Source organism: uncultured Paraglaciecola sp., assembly GCF_913020055.1.
Taxonomy (GTDB): domain Bacteria; phylum Pseudomonadota; class Gammaproteobacteria; order Enterobacterales; family Alteromonadaceae; genus Paraglaciecola.
In genome coordinates this window covers 27,994-45,161 of the sequence record NZ_CAJWCF010000027.1, presented here as the reverse complement: position 1 = coordinate 45,161, position 17,168 = coordinate 27,994, and the positions used below count along the sequence as shown (strand labels likewise).

Below are 17,168 nucleotides of genomic sequence, written 5' to 3'. Positions count from 1 at the left end.
AAAGCGTAATTCATGCTGAAAATCAGCACGAAGAGGCAGGTATTACGTTGACATCACGGGAGCGTCCATATATGTCAGGATATGTCATTGCAGAACTATAGATATATCCATTGTAACAGAATCAGTTTGTTACTATATGTCTAACGATGTGGCGTCAGTTAATATCTGAACTAAAGGCTTAAGATTACCATTGTACCCATGGATATTTGCCTCAACCCATTTGTCTTTTTTGATGTTTGGCCACTCTACATTTAATCCTAAAAAGAAGAATAATTCCTCAAAGAAAAAACGCTGAGTTCTTCCGTTACCTTCACGAAATGGATGGATAATATTGAGTTCACAAAAGATATCAGCAATGACTGTTATTAACTCTTCTGTCGAATTAATATTTAGAAGCAATGGGAGTCTAGAAAATTGTTTTGTGGCTTCTTGCTCAATGCGCTGACATGTACAAAATCGAGTCAAACCTTTTGATATATCTACCGTTCTTATTTCCCCGGCCCATTCAAACACATCTTGAAAAAGGTGTTGGTGTAGCGCTTTTAGGTGAGTTAAATTGAATGAATTTATGGATGATATAGCGGAAGAATATTCGCTATATCTAACAGCGGTAAATGCTAATTCTGCATCTTCTAAAGTAGTCTCATCTAGAATATTTAATTTGTTTTTCAGTACATCGGAGTTGGGGTAACAATAATTATCCTGACTTACACCGTACTTATCGCGCATACTTTAATTGTAGTTCTTTGAGAGACTTGCCTTCATTTTCTTTTTTTAAGGATAAGCCTTCATAGCGAGAGCTTGTCTCGAAATTGCTCATCTTAGGAGTGAAAACTCGAGCTTGTTGCTCTTTAGTTTTTAAAATTGAATTGGCCATATTGTCCCCCCAGAATTTGCGTGAATTATAGCTTATTCTAAGTGTATATTCTATATGATGACATTATTAACGCAGTCCATTACCTACTTGTGTTTGAAGGAATTTAAGTCAAAACTATTAGGGATGATGGCGCGAAGGAGAATAAAAAATAGAAGAATAAAGCCATTTTAAAACATTGGTACCAAGTGCTTTTTACGCCAGCCTTTTTTCCTTCTTTGAGGTGTTTTCCTGTAATTGCTTCGAAATCGCGGATAAAGCCCTGATTACTTAACGCCAATCCTTTATTTGTGGCTTTTCTGATGTCTTCCAGTAATTTACCTTCGATCTGATTTTTAAGTACGTTTCGGTAGTTTTCTTGTCGCTCTTTTATTCTCTGACTCTATTTACTATTAGTTTTTTCACCAAAGTTTCACCTGCAATAAATTATGGTTGCTTATAAATTAGCGACATATTAAGAGGGGAACGCAATATGAGGAAAAAGATAATCAAATGGTCAGCAATAATTCTAACCAGCTTTGCAGCAATAGCCGCCACTTACTACTTTGCTGTTGCTAAACTGCCACAACAAACTATGACCCAAGCTGAGATTGTAGATAAGTATCAGTATTTTAATACTTTCAGCAATTTTAAGGTGTTAAGTGAGATCGGAAATACTCGTAGCTTTTCATTTAGAGCATTTGACGGTGAGTTGATTCATGGGCAAATACAGCTTCCTGAACAAAAACGCGACTCATATCCTGTACTTGTTGGTTTACATGCAATGGGTAGAAGTTATCCAAGGTGGTTCAAAGATGAGTTAAAGGGGCGAGCCACGGTAACAAAGGTTGATAAGCTAACAAAAATGGCATTATCAAAAGGTTATGCAGTGGTGGCCATTGACGCAAGATTTCATGGTAAGCGTAAAATTGAAGGTAAATCATTAAGGAGAATCTGGAACAATTTACATTATTTTGGAGATAAATTTGATTACCAGCAGATGATTGTAAATTCGGTAATAGACAATAGAACACTGCTTGATTGGATTGCAACACAACCAGAGCTCGATGCAAACCGAATAACATTAGCAGGCTACAGTATGGGAGGCCAAGTCGCTTTGTTAATGGGAGCCGTCGACAACAGAGTTAAACAAATCATCAGTGTTGTGCCCCCATTTATTGATAACAAAGTAGCGATTGTCTCACCGCTTAATCTTGTATCGAAGATCAATGCCGCGCGAGTACTGGTCATTTATGGCGAACATGATGACGTAGCTAGCCCAGAACAGAACCAACTCATATTCGACAACATTACTTCTACCCACAAGCAAATAGTGTCGTTTGAAGAAGACCATATATTGCCGATTGAATATGTTGAAGTAGTGGGTAATTGGCTAAAAACAGAAGAGTTATGATAAGTAAAAGAAAATAAAAGGGGGCAGGTTCGTTGAAAAACGGATTGGTTTGTTTTGAATTCTTTTGAAGAAGCATTGGTTTTATCTCTGCTTATCTCTGTTTATCTTTGGTAGCTCGGCCAATTATCAGAAATCATTTGATCTGAACAGTGATAAAATATCGGCACGTCCCCTAGGTAATCATTTATGCAACTGTTAAAAACGGCTTTTCATTCCGATGTCTCTCCTGAAGATATTTCTCCTACTAGTGAGCTAAAGCTCATTGAACGTCACGCGGCGCGAGCTATTGTGGTTAAGGGCGAGGATATTTTATTGCTTTTTACCCAGCGTTATCATGATTACAGCTTGCCTGGTGGTGGCATTGACGATGGTGAAGATGAAGTGGCGGGTTTAATTCGTGAGCTTCAGGAAGAAACAGGGGCGCAGGGGGTACGCAATGTAAAAGCTTTTGCTCGTTATGATGAATATCGTCCGTGGTATAAAGCTGATGCAGATATTATTCATATGATTTCATACTGTTATGTGTGTGAGATTGATGATGAGTTGGGCGACACTGCCTTTGAGTCACATGAAGTGAATAATGGCATGACACCTCTATGGGTGAATATTCATGAAGCAATTGCGCACAACGAAGATGTGATGGCGAACAGTGATAAAAAAGGTCTTTCGATTGAACGTGAAACGTTTTTACTGAAGAAAGTTGTTGAGACTTTGCTAGGGGTTAGCGAGTTAGTTGAGGTGGAATAGTGGGGGAATTTTCATAGTAACTGTCAGTGCTGTATCTAGATGATTTCTACTTAATACATTTATGCTAAGTTATTACCCAATTCTAACTGTTTGGATTAATCCCAATGGCATCTGGTACACATCAATATCAACAAGATCCCCGTAATGAGAATATTTTAATCAATATAAATGGTGAGTTATTCCCTCGCAGCGAAGCCAAAATTTCGGTGTTTGATAGTGGATTTATATTGGGTGATGGCGTGTGGGAAGGCATTCGGTTACACAATGGTCATCTGGCGTTTATCGAGCAACATATGCGTAGGCTTTATGATGGAGCCAAAGCCTTAGACATGGATATTGGACTAACGAAAGAGCAGTTAGTCGAACGAATTCAACACACTTGTGATGCTAATCAGATGTTTGATGGGGTTCATATTCGTTTAATGGTGACCAGAGGCATTAAAAGTACGCCTTATCAAGATCCAAGAGTGACCATTTCGGGCGCAACCATTGTGATTATTGCCGAACATAAATCGGCCATTGAACAGATAGATAATACAGGCATATCACTTTTCACCAGCCATGTAAGAAGAGGTTACCCTGATGTACAAGATCCCAAGCTTAATACTCACTCAAAACTAAATTGTATTTTTGCTTGTATTCAGGCCGCTAAGGCTCACGCTGACGAAGCCTTGATGCTTGATCCCCATGGTTTTGTGGCAACCTGTAATTCAACTCACTTTTTTATCGCACGAGATGGTGAAGTATGGACCTCTTCTGGTGACTTTTGTTTAGATGGGATCACTCGCCGTAACGTCATTAACCTATGCAAAAACAATGATATAAAAGTATTTGAGCGTAACTTCACTCTGGCCGATGTATACGGAGCTGACGAGGCGTTTATTACTGGTACTTTTGCCGGTTTGTCTGCTGTTGCTCAGGTAGATGGACGTATAATAGGTACGGGTGAAAAACCTATGTTAGCGCGACTTCAGCAGCTTTACATTCAGCTGGTCGAAACCGAAACCCAAGGCAGTGCTATATGACCCAAAGAGAGACCCATAGGATTGCTATGTGGTCTGGTCCTCGGAATATTTCTACGGCGATGATGCGTAGTTGGGAAAATCGCAGTGACTCACAAGTAGTCGATGAGCCATTTTACGGATTTTATCTGAATAAAACCCGCAGCCCACACCCGTGTTTTGATGAAGTGTTACAGAGTCAAAGCAGCAGTTATGAGCAAGTGGCGAATGAACTTGTCAACGGTGAGTGTTCAAGCAACGTGCAGTATCAAAAACATATGACACATCATATGTTAGCCGGTTTCGATTTAACCTGGGCAAAAGATCTGCAACATTGTTTTTTGATCCGTGATCCCGCTCAGGTGGTTAATTCTTATACTAATAGCCGTGGTGTCTGTTCGGTCGAAGATATAGGCATTAAAAGGCAGTTTGAGTTGTATCAAGAAATTAGTCAGGCTTCCGGTCAAGATATCCCTATTGTCGATTCTAATGATGTGCTTAAAAACCCTGAAAGAACGTTAAGATTGTTGTGCGAAAAGTTAGGTGTGCCATTTATGCCCAAAATGTTGAACTGGCCAAAAGGCGGCCGCACCAGTGATGGGGTTTGGGCAAAACATTGGTATGACAGTGTCGAAAACTCTACTGGTTTTGCGCCTTATACAGAGAAACAATTGCAGCTTAATGATGAGCAGCTTTCGGTGGTCAACCAAGTTCAGCCTTTTTATCAGCAACTCTATAATAAAAGAATTATTGCTTAGTTTTACTTATCAACTAAATGGGTGAGGCCGACGCAAAAGCCGACCTCACCAAGTTTAGCTATTCTTGACCTTTGTAACGACGTTCAACTTTTGCTAACACAGCTGGGTTGTCGATTTCCAAAATCACCACTTGATGCAAAATAATGATTCCTTTTACATCAGATGAAGCATCAATGGTTAACGTTGGGGGATTGTGCTCACGAGATTTTTCACCCCACCAACTGCTGTTATCTTGTGATTCAAATTCGATATCGCCTTCTACAACCGAGCCTTTTAGTAAGCTAATGCTGCCATTTTTAGTGGTAATATCATCACCGACTGTGGTGGACGTTAGGCTAATGTCACCATTTACAGTTGTGACATCTTCATCAACCTTTGAATTTTCACCAAATGTTATGTTGCCATTAACTGTGCTGACATCACGTTGTGCTGATAAAGAGTTTTGAGTTTGAATATCGCCATTGACGGTTGATAAATCGTTTACAGTGACGTTATTACCTATTTCGATATTACCGTTTACTGCACTAACATCACGGGCAGTGACATTGTCTTGAATGGTGATATTGCCATTGACCGATGAAAGGTCACCCACTCGTTTGTTTTCGGCAATGTCTACTCCGCCAAATACACTGCTGTATTCAATGCCGTCACTGTCATTCTTATCGTTTCCACCTACATGAATGATACAGCCAGATGTACTGACGGTTAATGCAGCTAGTAGTACCGCGGTTGTTAATTTTGAGCGTGTCATAGTTGTCCTTTATGCGTAATGTGTTATTTATTCTGGTTTCTAATTTTGGGATTGCTTAACAAGTTTGGTCTTTGGTTCAGCCACTTACTCCAGCACTTGCTCTTGCACTAGCACTTTGCTTTTGCACGTCATGTGCCAAACATGTAAGTGTTTGATAATTATGGTTATGTTGGTTTTTCTTAATGGTTAGTCGCAAATAAATGGCAAAAAGTTAGTTAAAATAACAAATAATTGGTTAATTACTTTGAGCTTGTTAAGACTGTTCTGGCATACCTTGTTTGAAACTACAGTAAGTTTACCTTAATACTGCTTTATTGTTCAGGACGTTATGCGGACAATCGGGATTATATTTACTGTTCACCTAGCAACAAAGTTACTTGAATTTTGTTTTTACATAGGCCATCTTGCTAAGCTCGTTTTAGCTTCACTTCATAGTAGTTCGAGACCTTTAAATGCTTACAACAGAACAAAAAAAATCTTACCAACAAAATGGATATTTAGTGCTTGAGCAGTGTTTTTCTGCCGAGCAGATGAGTGCGCTAAAAGATTCTGCGAATAACATAGTTGCCGAGTTTGATCCTAATTCTACTCGTGCCGTCTTTTCTACTGAGGATCATAGTAAAACCCGTGATGATTACTTTTTATCCTCAGGGGATAAAGTGCGGTGTTTTTTTGAAGAAGATGCCTTTGATCAAGCAGGTGAGCTTAAACAAGATAAGTCACTGAGTATTAATAAAATTGGCCATGCTCTACATCAATTAATACCGGAATTTAAAGACTTTAGTCATAGCGATAAAATTAGAGACATTGCATTAGATTTGGGTTTGGCCAGACCACAAATTCACCAATCCATGTACATTTTTAAACAACCTAAAATTGGCGGGGTTATTCGCTGGCATCAGGATGCCAGTTATTTCTTTACTACACCTCTTTCAGTTGTGACATTTTGGCTAGCAGTGGAAGATGCAACGTTACAAAATGGTTGTTTGCAGGTGCAGTCGGGGGGAGCGGATATCCCCTTAAAAGAGCAGTTTTTACGTTATCCCGATGACAGTACAGAATTAAAAACTTTACACCATATGCCTTGGCCTAATGATGACAGTGCTAAACCTTTAGAAGTTAACAAAGGCACCTTGGTGGTATTTAATGGACTGCTACCCCACTTTAGTGCGCCTAATTTGTCGGATAAGTCGCGCCATGCCTTTACCTTACATATTACTTGTGCGGATACCCTGTATGCTAAAGAAAATTGGCTACAAGCAACGCCAAGCCTACTTTAGCCAGATTTAAAGTAATACGCGTTTACCGCTGGCCGCTGATTCAAAGGCGGCCTGCACCACGTGGATATCACGCAGTCCTTCTTCTCCCGGCACTAATATTGGCCCTTGATTTAGAATAGCCAGTGCATCGTCGTCCATTTGTATGGCTTGTTGTAGCCCTTTGATAGGTGGGAAGCGTTTTCCATCACTTGTTAACCCAGTCACTCCACTATATTCAGACATGGGGGTTAATTGATACCAGCCTTTTTCACAATCGAGTTTAATCTGGTTAAAGCTCTTCACCATACTGGTGGCGCACTCTGCTATTAACCCTTCAGGAAACTCAAGGGTAAAATAAGTGGTTTCATCTACTTCTTTAAATATATGTGGATGTGATTTGTCATGTCTTGCTGTTATCGCTATTGGTTCAAGCCCAGTTAAAAATCTGGCACCATTTAACGGGTAGACACCCATATCGTACATGGCTCCACCGCCCATTGCCTTTTGCATCCGCCAGTTGTCGGCGGGCCTGCCATTACCTCCATAACCTGCTTGACTGATAATACTTTGGACTTTGCCATAGGGCTTTGCGTGTTTAAATTCCATCAATGCCCGTGTATTGGGTTCGTGTTGCATGCGATAGCCCACTGTCAGCTGCACTTTGTTTTTATTGCAAACATCGATTATTTGTTGGCATTGTTGGGTGGTCATCGCCATAGGTTTTTCACACCACACATGTTTGCCTGCGTTGGCCCCTATCTCACAATATTTAAGGTGCAATGAAGTAGGTACAACAACGTAAATAACGTCTATATCTGGGTTGTTGGCGATTTCGTGCATGTTGTCGTAGGAATACACATTTTTATCTGGGATCGAATAACGTTGCTGCCATTCTGGAATTTTACTGGGGGTTCCGGTGACAATACCACGCAGTTTACAGTGCTGAGTGAGCTCTAATGCAGGGGCTAACAAACCCTTGCTGTAATAACCTAATCCAACCAGTGCGACACCGATCTTCTTTTTAGGGTTACTCTGGACATTAAATGCCAAGCCAGCTGTTAGGCTGGTAGCTAACCCTGCACCTGCAAATTGTAGAAAGTGTCTACGTGATAATTTTGACATGACAACACCTTTGTTAATTGGCTTATCGTTTCGGCATATGAAATATCCTTATGCCCTATGTTTTGTTTCTGTTATCAGTGTTATTTAATGTAGTATTTGAGTCAAATTATATAGCCCTGCTATTTTAATAGAGTTGAGTGCAAGAACAGTGTTTCAATTAGAAAAATTTAGTTTAAAGGACCAAGTATCTGAGCAAGAGTGGCAAACGCGAGTTGATTTAGCTGCATGTTATCGGCTGGTGGCTGATCACGGATGGGGAGATTTAATTTATACCCATTTGTCGGCAAGAGTGCCTAATACTGAGCATTATTTGGTGAATGCATTTGGCTTAACCTTTGACGAAGTGACCGCTTCTAATTTAGTCAAAGTGGATTTGTTAGGTAATGTTTTAGATGGTTCGCCTTACCAAATAAACCCTGCGGGTTTTACCATTCATAGTGCCATTCACGAAGTGCGACATGATGCCCAATGTGTGATTCATTTGCATACCAAAGCAACCATTGCTGTGGCCACAGTACAAGGTGGATTAAAACCTTGGAGTCAATATGCGATGTTTTCATTGTCGTCGTTAAGTTATCACGGTTATGAAGGGTTGGCGGTTGATGAGAATGAAAAGGCGCGCTTGCAATCTGATCTTGGGCAGACCAATCACATGTTGCTACATAATCATGGTGGGCTCACTTTAGGGGCAACTGTGGGTGATGCGTTTATGCGTTTTTACGATTTACAAAGAGCGTGTGAGATTCAAATGGAATTAATGCAAAGTGGTCAAGACGTAATCGAAATTCCCCAAGAAATTGTTGATGGTATTTATGCACAAGCCAATATAGTGCATAGCGGTAAAACAGGTGGTCAGAAGGCTTGGCCAGCCATGTTAAGACGCGCTTACAAACTTGACCCCACTTTTTGTGAATAATCCAATTTTAGCGATTTAGCTTTCCAGAATTTAAGAATAGGAAATAAAAATGAAAATTAACCGTGTTGAAATTTTCGACATTCATTGCCCGAAACGCACCATGTGGAATCCGATTTTTGTACGAATTCATACAGATGAAGGCGTGTCAGGCGTTGGCGAAGCAGGTTTAGCCTACGATTTAGGCCATAGTGCTGCTGCGCATATGATTAAAGAAATTGCCGAAGCCATGTTGATTGGTTTTAACCCTATGAATACCGAGTTATTGTGGTCGCGTATGTTGCGAGAAAGCTTTTGGGGACTAGGTGGAGGGCCGGTTTTATATGCGGCTATGAGTGCGATTGATACCGCCTTGTGGGACATTAAAGGCAAAATATTTGGCGTGCCTGTTTATCAACTACTTGGCGGTAAAACCAACGGTAAATTACGCACTTATGCTAGCCAATTGCAGTTTGATTGGGACAAAGACATCACAAAATTAACTCATCCAGAACAATACGCAGAAGCGGCACTTAAGGCGGTAGCGGAAGGTTATGATGCGGTTAAGGTTGATCCCATAGTGTACGATGCGGATGGTAATGGTTCTTTTGACCGCACTAAATTATTTACTAAACCGCAAATGCGCTTATTTGGTGATCGCTTACGGGCTATTCGCACGGCCGTAGGGCCAGATGTAGATATTATATTTGAGTCGCACTCGTTAATGGGCGCAGCCTCGGCGATTCAAATGGGTGAAGTGGTGGAAGAAGTAGGTTGCATGATGTACGAAGAGCCAGTGAACTACTTGAATTCTGCTGTGCATAAAAAAGTGGCTGAAAATGTACGAGTACCCATTGCGGGTGGCGAACGACTTTATCATCGCTGGGATGTGCGCCCTTACTTTGAAGATCAAAGTATTGATGTTTTGCAACCCGATGTGGGGCTATGCGGCGGATTTACCGAAACTAAAAAAGTCTGTGATTACGCTGATGTATACGATATTCGAGTGCAAGCCCATGTATGTGGGGGCCCGGTGGCGACTGCTGCTAGTTTACATTTAGAAACGGCTATCCCTAATTTCTTAATTCATGAGCATCATACTTATGCGATTAAAGATTGGAATAGAGAGTTATGTATTCAAGATCCTCAGCCGGTTAATGGGTTTTTTGAAGTATCAGAAGAGCCGGGCATTGGTATTGAGCTAAACGATGAATTGGTTTATCGCTCACCGAATATGCAAGTGAAGTAATCAATTAAGACTCATTTGGTCGCTATTTTGGACAAAAAAAAACGGTATTGATAGTTATCAATACCGTTGTTGTGATATTTGCACTTAACGATTATGCGAAAAGGCAATACTGCATCACAAACTTAACTACCTTAAGCTGCGTTAGCTTGTGTTGTTTCTTTTTCGTTCACTAGCTCTAGACTGTCATCTAACAAATCCATATCAAAAGTAAACTCGTCAACACGGATAGCCAACTTACGTTTGTCGTTGTATTCAATGACTAGCGCGACTTCTTGTGCGGTTAGTTCACCAGCTTCTTGTAATTTACCTACCGCATGTTCGAAAGAAACATAGGGAACCACTGGTACTTTACGCAAGGCTTTATGGATTTTCTTAAGCTGAGGCATGACCGCATGTTTTGCTTTAAATGCCTGCTCGTTGATGTCGTTGCCATCCCCCGGGATGACTTTAACCAAATGGGTTAACTGAGCTTTAATGCTAGTGTCTTGCATTGACGCATCTGACAACTCACGTTTTAAGTCGTCTGAAATACCTTTAACGGCAGTGGTGTAGGTGTTAGTTAACACACGCATTAGGCCACGTACCGCTGTGTTGGGGAAATTAACGATAAATTCGTTGAGTGCGGTTTCGCCTTTATTCAAACACCATTGAATAGCGTATTCGAAGTAGGGTAATGCCTCATTACGGTTTTTAACACGTTGCTCATAAAAACGTACCACAGCCATAGCTGCATACATGTAGCTCATTACGTCACCAAGACGTGCAGATAACATTTCCGCTTTTTTCAAATCACCACCTAACACTAACAATGACAAGTCAGCCATTGGCGCTAGTTTGGCAGAAAGTGCATTCATACGTTTTTCGTACTTACGCACTTCTGGAAATGCAGACTCTGCACCACGTGTGAAAGGTAAGTAACTTTTAGATAAGCTACGGAATGCGTTTTTCACACTAAAGGCAACAGTTTTACCTAACACTTTATTGAATCGTGCATCAGCGTCTTTTTCAGTGCTGTGAATCAGATCAACCATTTCCTTCAAGTGCGGATGACAACGCATAGTCCCTTGGCCAAATATCATCAAACTACGTGTCAGGATATTTGCCCCTTCCACAGTAATCGCGATAGGTAAGGCAACATAGGCACTTGCTAAGGTGTTTTGTGGTCCACGTTGAATGGCTTTACCTGCTTGGATATCCATTGCAGAATTCACTACATCACGACCTAATTCAGTCATATGATATTTGGCAATAGCCGTTACCACACCAGGCTTAAGACCTAAATTAAGACCTTCAGTCGTCAATACACGCATGGCTTCAAGTACAAAGGTTTTACCTGCAATATCAGCCATCTCTTCTTGAATACCTTCAAAGCGGCCAATAGGTACACCAAACTGTTCACGCACAAATGAATATTCAGCAGTCGATTTAAATGATGTTTGCGCAGAGGCCACGCCCATAGCGGGAAGTGAAATACCACGGCCAGCACCTAAACAGGCTACTAACATCTGCCAACCACGGCCGATGTTATCTTGTCCGCCGATAACAAAGTCCATAGGAATAAATACGTCTTGTCCGCGTGTTGTGCCGTTATAAAACTTCACACCCATTGGGTCATGACGATTACCTAACTCAACACCAGGGTGTGATTTAGGGATAAGGGCACAAGTAATACCTAGTTCGACTTGATCGCCCAATAAACCATCAACATCAAATACTTTAAAGGCCAAGCCTAATACAGTGGCAATAGGTGCAAGTGTAATATAACGCTTGTCCCAAGAGACTCTAAGGCCAATGACTTCTTTACCTTCCCACATGCCTTTAGTGACGATGCCTGCGTCTGGAATAGCGCCAGCATCAGAACCAGCTTCTGGGCTAGTTAAGGCAAAACATGGGATATCCTGGCCCACAGCTAAGCGTGGTAGGTAGTGATCTTGTTGTTCAGGCGTACCGTAATGCATCAATAACTCACCTGGACCTAATGAATTAGGCACCATAACGGTTACTGCTAACGCACCACTTTTAGCTGCCAATGTAGCAACTATGGTGGAGTTGGCATAAGGCGTAAATTCTAAACCGCCAAATTTCTTAGGGATAATTAATGCAAAAAATTTGTTAACAGACAGAAAGTCTAAAATGTTTTGAGGAAGATGTTTGGCTGTTTGTAAGTCAAAGTCATCTACCATTGCCAGTACTTGTGCTACTGGACCGTCTAAAAACGCCTGCTCGTCAGCACTAAGCTTGGCACCAGGAACAGCGCGCAATGCATGCATATCAGGTTTGCCCTGATAAATAGATGATTCTAACCACACATCACCAGCTTCTAATGCTTCTTGCTCAGTAATTGAAATAGGGGGTAATACTTTTTTAAGACTTGTTCTAATACTCATAGTTAGCTCATCCTCTCATCTGACCAGTTGGGATTTATAATACTTCTTTTCACAAAAAGATCAAAATTCTTTGCTATGTTTATTAATTAATATCCAATAACAGACTACTCTTAAAGTTAAAAAGTACATATTTTTCAATGATGTATTGTAATATTTGTTGGGTATGAGAAATGTTGCTTTAAATTTGTTATTTCGAGGGTTTGGTAGCATTTATTGTATTATTTTGTGATCTCAAAGGAGATTCGAAAGGTCAGTTAGTAACATTTTGGCATTGATTTTATGCCTAACATGCTATTCTGTGAGGGTTGTTTTTTGCAGTTAGTCGTCATAATTACTGAAGGTGAATGTATTGAATTTATGTGGTTGGATAAATAAATGAATAATACTTGGTTAGACTTTTCAGTTAATCGTCCGAAAACAGTGCTTATTATTGGTTTTATGCTGATCATTGCGACTACTTTTGGTGCAAAGAACCTTTATTTTCGTGGTGATTACAAAGTGTTTTTTGAGGAAACAAATCCCCAACGAATGGCATTTGAGCAAATGCAAAAAACCTTCAGCAAAAATGATGGTGCGAGCATCATCATTGCCCCCAAGTCAGGCAACGTTTTTAATTTACAAACCTTGTCTTTGATTCACGAAATGACTGAAGACGCTGAACAAACACCATTATCTATACGTATCGATTCCTTAACTAACTTTCAGCATACCTGGGCTGAAGATGATGACATGATTGTTGAAGACCTAGTCTATGACTTGGCTGATCTTGATGAGAACAGATTTGAATATATCCGCACAATAGCCTTAAACGAACCTAATTTGCTCAACCGTATTATATCGCCTAAAGGTGATGTTGCGGTTATTAATGTGTCTGTTAACTTGCCCGATGGTGACCAAACGGCTGAAGTGGATGAGATTACAGCATCGATTAAAGCGCTAACTGATAAATATAAAACAAAATATCCAGAACATGATTTTTATCATACTGGCGTAGTCTTGATGAATTTTTCGTTTGCGGATTTTGCCAAAAAGGATTTCAGCACTATTGTACCCCTGATGTTTTTGACCGTTTTCCTAATAATGTGGTTATTGTTAAAAACCGCGGTAGGCACTTTTTCGACTGTGGTGGTGATTGCTTCGAGTATTGCCGCTACTATGGGGGTAGCCGGTTGGTTTGGCATGTTTATGAGCTCAGCAACAGTCAATGTGCCTACTATGGTGATGACACTAGCAGTGGCTGATTGTATTCATGTGATATCGACTATGTTATACGGAATGCGCTTAGGTAAAGATAAGAAGGAAGCTTTAAGATACAGCCTGTCACTTAACAAAGCGCCCATTTTTATTACCAGTGCCACTACAGGTGTTGGTTTCTTAACGCTTAACTTTGCGGCTGTGCCTATTCTCGCTGATTTAGGTAATTTAACTGCAATAGGCGTCATCTTCGCCTGTGTACTCTCTCTGACTGTTTTACCTGCACTCATCATGGTTTTGCCAATTAAACAATTACCGAAACAACTATCTAACAACAATTTAAATTATACAGAAAAGTTTGGCGAGTGGGTTATTAGGCACCATAAACGAATTTTGCCTTTTACCTTAGTGGTCACGGTAGTCGCAATTGGCTTTTCCTTTAAAAATCATTTAAATGATGTTCCGACTGCTTATTTTGATAAAAGTACCGATTTTAGGCAGTCAACTGACTTCCAACAACAACATCTCAGTGGCATGACAAATTTGGATTTTACGATTTTTACCGACCAAGACTCAGGTATTAATAAACCAGAATCACTGCAACAGATTGAAGCATTTAGTCAATGGCTTAGGATTCAACCAGAAATTGATCATGTTTCTACCATCACAGATACGTTTAAACGTTTAAACAAAAATATGCATGGTGATGATCCTAATTATTATCAGTTACCAGACGATAGAGAATTAGCTGCCCAATACTTACTGCTTTATGAAATGTCATTACCTTATGGATTGGACTTAACCAATCAACTCGACATGAACAAGTCAGCAACCCGGGTCATGACTATGGTTAAAAATGTCGGTAGTAAGGAACTCACAGCCCTTGAGATAAAAGCACAGCAATGGTTTGCAGCTAACGCGCCCAATTTAAGACTGACTGCGGCAAGTCCTGGATTAATGTTTGCGCATATAGGTGAGGCGAATATGGCGAGTATGTTAGAGGGGACTTTGGTGGCACTTATACTCATATCTGGCCTTCTGGTATTTGCACTTAAGTCTTTTAAAATGGGAGTGATAAGCCTACTGCCTAACTTATTACCTGCTGGTATCGGTTTTGGCATCTGGGGGATTTATTCTGGTGAAGTTAATCTTGGTCTTTCAATCGTACTCAGCATGACCTTGGGCATTATAGTGGATGATACAGTGCATTTTTTAAGTAAATATCGTCATGCAAGGGTTAGCGGTAATGATGCAGAACAAAGTGTACGTTATGCATTTGCTAGTGTGGGTCGAGCTTTATGGATTACCACTTTAGTATTAGCAACTGGATTTTCGATACTGATGCTGTCACCATTCGCCTTGAATTCAGAGATGGGCATGTTAACCAGCATAATAATAGTGGTTGCCTTGGCGGTTGATTTCTTGTTCTTACCGCCATTTTTAATGGCCTTTGATAGAAAAAATATTAAGCAGGAGCTTACCCATGAATAGATACCTTCTTCCTTGTGTGACAATAATTTCTCTGGTCTTGTCACTTATGACCTATTCTTTGAGTAGTCATGCACAATCCGCCCAAGAAAAAGGCTTGGTTATAGCGAAAGAACGTAAACTAAGAGATAAAGGCTGGGGTGATAGTACTGGCAACATGAGTATGATTTTACGTAATGCCCAAGGCGAAGAAGTTGAGCGTAAAATGCGTCTGAAATCTTTGGAGCAGGTTGCTGATGGTGACAAAGGCTTAACTATTTTTGATCAACCATTAGATGTAAGAGGTACTGTGTTCTTAAATTTCACTCATGCCACTGAGCCAGACGATCAATGGATGTACCTGCCTAAGTTGAGTAAAGTAAAACGTATACGTTCTCGAAATAAGTCTGGCCCGTTTATGGGCAGTGAATTTGCTTTCGAAGATATGAGTTCATTTGAAATTGAAAAGTATAAGTTTAAGTTCCTACGAGATGAGACCTACGAGGGGCAGGCCAGTTTTGTACTAGAACAGATACCTACTGATAAAAACTCTGGTTATTCAAAACAAATAGTTTGGGTCGATAAAGAACATTACAGAGCACTAAAAATAGAGTTTTATGATCGTAAAGGTAGCTTGCTAAAAGAACTCGCTAACTTCGACTTTACTTTGTATTTAGGCAAGTATTGGCGACCATTGCGTGTTGAGATGTTTAATGAACAAAACGGTAAAAGCACTGAGCTAGTTACCCATGAATTAAACTTTAACACAGGATTAACGGACAATGATTTCAACAAGGGGACTTTGAAAAACGTCCGATAATAAACACTATGCAAACGAAAAATTTTAAAGGATCAACATTGAAGACATTGCTTCCACTTATCGCACTTTTGCCAACCTTTGTATTCGCTGAAATTGAATACACCGGCAGTGCTGCTGTAGAACAGCGTTATTTTTTCCAAGACGCACTTTACCCCCAGCAGGAAAGAGCAAATTTATCAGTATATTTCGCTCCCGAAGTTTATACCTCATTTAACGATGGTAATGACAGTATATTATTTAAAGGTTTTTACCGCCTCGACCAGCAAGATGGAGAACGCACTCATGGTGATATCCGCGAGTTTAAGTGGACACATAGCGGTGATGAGTGGGAAGTTCAGACCGGCATTGGTAAAGTATTTTGGGGGCAAACAGAGTCATTACATTTAGTTGATATTATTAATCAAACTGATGCGATTGAAGCCATTGATGGTGAAGATAAATTGGGACAACCAATGGTAACCTTTTCTCTGTTTAAAGATTGGGGGAATACTACAGTGTTTGTATTACCTTATTTCAGAGAGAGAACATTTTCAGGCAATGATGGTAGATTCAGGGCAGCTTTGCCAGTAGACACCGACAATCCTATTTTTGAATCAGAAGATGAGGAAAAAAATCTTGATTGGGCTATCAGATGGCAGCATACATTAGGCGATTGGGAAGTGGGGTTATCTTATTTTGATGGTACCTCTAGAGAACCTGATTTTGTTCTCACCAGCAACGAATTGTTAGAGCCTAGCTTACGTCCATTTTATCCGCTGGTACAACAAGCAGGAATAGATGTTTTGGCTTTGTTGGGAGGCTGGACAATCAAGTTCGAAGGTGTTCAACGTAAGATCATGGACCAGGATATTAATGCTTTTGTTGGTGGTTTTGAGTATTCATTTGTTGGCTTGTTTGACAGCGCTTACGATATAAATTTGTTGATGGAGTATCAATACGACGATCGTGACAATGCGAGTAATGTCATCACACAAAACGATTTAATGATGGGTAGTCGACTGGTGCTTAACGATGTTGACGGAACAGAAATATTATTTGGTTTAGTGCAAGATCTCGATTATTCAAATGTCAGATCTGGCTTTATTGAAGCATCTAGTAGGATCAACGATAACTGGAAGTGGCGAGTCGATGCGTGGCTGTTTTCTAGTGACGAACCTGTCGAACCTAGCTATATGTTACGTCGTGATGATTATGCACAACTTAGTTTAGAGTATTATTTCTAAGTAGTTAGATGCTTGGAACCCAAAATAAAAA

General features: G+C 40.3%; 14 protein-coding genes. 10 read left to right on the top strand and 4 right to left on the bottom strand.

What is annotated here, in order from left to right; translation table 11 throughout:
• Positions 1–132: 132 nt before the first annotated feature.
• Complete coding sequence (locus QZ488_RS07940; protein ID WP_293747330.1) at positions 133–729, bottom strand: Fic family protein; 597 nt, start codon at positions 727–729, stop codon at positions 133–135.
• 617 nt (positions 730–1,346) lie between these two features.
• Here QZ488_RS07940 and QZ488_RS07935 point away from each other — a divergent pair.
• The 4 genes from QZ488_RS07935 to QZ488_RS07920 all read left to right on the top strand — a co-directional run bounded on the left by QZ488_RS07935 (position 1,347) and on the right by QZ488_RS07920 (position 4,773).
• Positions 1,347–2,267, top strand: a complete 921-nt coding sequence (locus tag QZ488_RS07935; RefSeq protein WP_293747328.1) for an alpha/beta fold hydrolase — start codon at positions 1,347–1,349, stop codon at positions 2,265–2,267.
• Positions 2,268–2,453: 186 nt separating this feature from the next.
• Entirely contained in the window at positions 2,454–3,014 is a 561-nt protein-coding gene (locus tag QZ488_RS07930; RefSeq protein WP_293747326.1) for an NUDIX hydrolase, read from the top strand.
• Positions 3,015–3,118: 104 nt separating this feature from the next.
• Positions 3,119–4,039: an aminotransferase class IV gene (locus QZ488_RS07925; protein WP_293747324.1), complete on the top strand. Its 921-nt coding sequence runs from the start codon at positions 3,119–3,121 to the stop codon at positions 4,037–4,039.
• Entirely contained in the window at positions 4,036–4,773 is a 738-nt protein-coding gene (locus tag QZ488_RS07920; protein ID WP_293747322.1) for an HAD family hydrolase, read from the top strand. Before QZ488_RS07925 ends, QZ488_RS07920 begins: the two co-directional genes overlap by 4 nt.
• Positions 4,774–4,831: 58 nt before the next feature.
• Here QZ488_RS07920 and QZ488_RS07915 read toward each other — a convergent pair whose 3' ends face one another.
• Entirely contained in the window at positions 4,832–5,524 is a 693-nt protein-coding gene (locus QZ488_RS07915) for a hypothetical protein (protein WP_293747320.1), read from the bottom strand.
• A gap of 452 nt (positions 5,525–5,976) precedes the next feature.
• Between QZ488_RS07915 and QZ488_RS07910 the strand changes: the two genes are divergently transcribed.
• Positions 5,977–6,804 carry a phytanoyl-CoA dioxygenase family protein gene (locus tag QZ488_RS07910; RefSeq protein WP_293747318.1) on the top strand — a complete coding sequence of 276 codons (828 nt, stop codon included), beginning with the start codon at positions 5,977–5,979 and terminating at the stop codon, positions 6,802–6,804.
• A 6-nt stretch (positions 6,805–6,810) separates the two neighbouring features.
• Here the strand turns inward: QZ488_RS07910 and QZ488_RS07905 are convergent, their stop codons facing one another.
• On the bottom strand, positions 6,811–7,905 hold the full coding sequence (locus QZ488_RS07905) for a Gfo/Idh/MocA family oxidoreductase (protein ID WP_293747316.1): 1,095 nt from the start codon (positions 7,903–7,905) through the stop codon (positions 6,811–6,813).
• 148 nt (positions 7,906–8,053) lie between these two features.
• On the opposite strand from QZ488_RS07905, the gene QZ488_RS07900 reads away from it, so the two are divergent.
• Both QZ488_RS07900 and QZ488_RS07895 read left to right on the top strand, forming a co-directional pair.
• Positions 8,054–8,821, top strand: coding sequence for a class II aldolase/adducin family protein (locus QZ488_RS07900; RefSeq protein WP_293747315.1), 768 nt, complete (start codon positions 8,054–8,056; stop codon positions 8,819–8,821).
• Between the two features lie 49 nt (positions 8,822–8,870).
• Entirely contained in the window at positions 8,871–10,046 is a 1,176-nt protein-coding gene (locus tag QZ488_RS07895; protein WP_293747314.1) for a mandelate racemase/muconate lactonizing enzyme family protein, read from the top strand.
• A gap of 131 nt (positions 10,047–10,177) precedes the next feature.
• Here QZ488_RS07895 and QZ488_RS07890 read toward each other — a convergent pair whose 3' ends face one another.
• Positions 10,178–12,433: an acyl-CoA dehydrogenase gene (locus QZ488_RS07890; RefSeq protein ID WP_293747313.1), complete on the bottom strand. Its 2,256-nt coding sequence runs from the start codon at positions 12,431–12,433 to the stop codon at positions 10,178–10,180.
• Positions 12,434–12,808: 375 nt separating this feature from the next.
• Here QZ488_RS07890 and QZ488_RS07885 point away from each other — a divergent pair, with 375 nt between their 5' ends.
• The 3 genes from QZ488_RS07885 to QZ488_RS07875 are packed head-to-tail and all read left to right on the top strand — an operon-like array spanning position 12,809 to position 17,137.
• Positions 12,809–15,118 carry an MMPL family transporter gene (locus tag QZ488_RS07885; RefSeq protein ID WP_293747312.1) on the top strand — a complete coding sequence of 770 codons (2,310 nt, stop codon included), beginning with the start codon at positions 12,809–12,811 and terminating at the stop codon, positions 15,116–15,118.
• Between the two features lie 46 nt (positions 15,119–15,164).
• Positions 15,165–15,914, top strand: a complete 750-nt coding sequence (locus QZ488_RS07880; RefSeq protein WP_293747336.1) for an outer membrane lipoprotein-sorting protein — start codon at positions 15,165–15,167, stop codon at positions 15,912–15,914.
• Between the two features lie 38 nt (positions 15,915–15,952).
• On the top strand, positions 15,953–17,137 hold the full coding sequence (locus QZ488_RS07875; protein ID WP_293747310.1) for a hypothetical protein: 1,185 nt from the start codon (positions 15,953–15,955) through the stop codon (positions 17,135–17,137).
• The last annotated feature ends 31 nt before the right edge of the window (positions 17,138–17,168 follow it).

Excerpts from the sequence above, each read along its gene's own strand:
- QZ488_RS07940 (WP_293747330.1), bottom strand. The coding sequence starts at position 729 with ATGCGCGATAAGTACGGTGTAAGTCAGGATAATTATTGTTACCCCAAC.
- QZ488_RS07935 (WP_293747328.1), top strand. The coding sequence starts at position 1,347 with ATGAGGAAAAAGATAATCAAATGGTCAGCAATAATTCTAACCAGCTTT.
- QZ488_RS07930 (WP_293747326.1), top strand. The coding sequence starts at position 2,454 with ATGCAACTGTTAAAAACGGCTTTTCATTCCGATGTCTCTCCTGAAGAT.
- QZ488_RS07925 (WP_293747324.1), top strand. The coding sequence starts at position 3,119 with ATGGCATCTGGTACACATCAATATCAACAAGATCCCCGTAATGAGAAT.
- QZ488_RS07920 (WP_293747322.1), top strand. The coding sequence starts at position 4,036 with ATGACCCAAAGAGAGACCCATAGGATTGCTATGTGGTCTGGTCCTCGG.
- QZ488_RS07915 (WP_293747320.1), bottom strand. The coding sequence starts at position 5,524 with ATGACACGCTCAAAATTAACAACCGCGGTACTACTAGCTGCATTAACC.
- QZ488_RS07910 (WP_293747318.1), top strand. The coding sequence starts at position 5,977 with ATGCTTACAACAGAACAAAAAAAATCTTACCAACAAAATGGATATTTA.
- QZ488_RS07905 (WP_293747316.1), bottom strand. The coding sequence starts at position 7,905 with ATGTCAAAATTATCACGTAGACACTTTCTACAATTTGCAGGTGCAGGG.
- QZ488_RS07895 (WP_293747314.1), top strand. The coding sequence starts at position 8,871 with ATGAAAATTAACCGTGTTGAAATTTTCGACATTCATTGCCCGAAACGC.
- QZ488_RS07890 (WP_293747313.1), bottom strand. The coding sequence starts at position 12,433 with ATGAGTATTAGAACAAGTCTTAAAAAAGTATTACCCCCTATTTCAATT.
- QZ488_RS07885 (WP_293747312.1), top strand. The coding sequence starts at position 12,809 with ATGAATAATACTTGGTTAGACTTTTCAGTTAATCGTCCGAAAACAGTG.
- QZ488_RS07880 (WP_293747336.1), top strand. The coding sequence starts at position 15,165 with ATGACCTATTCTTTGAGTAGTCATGCACAATCCGCCCAAGAAAAAGGC.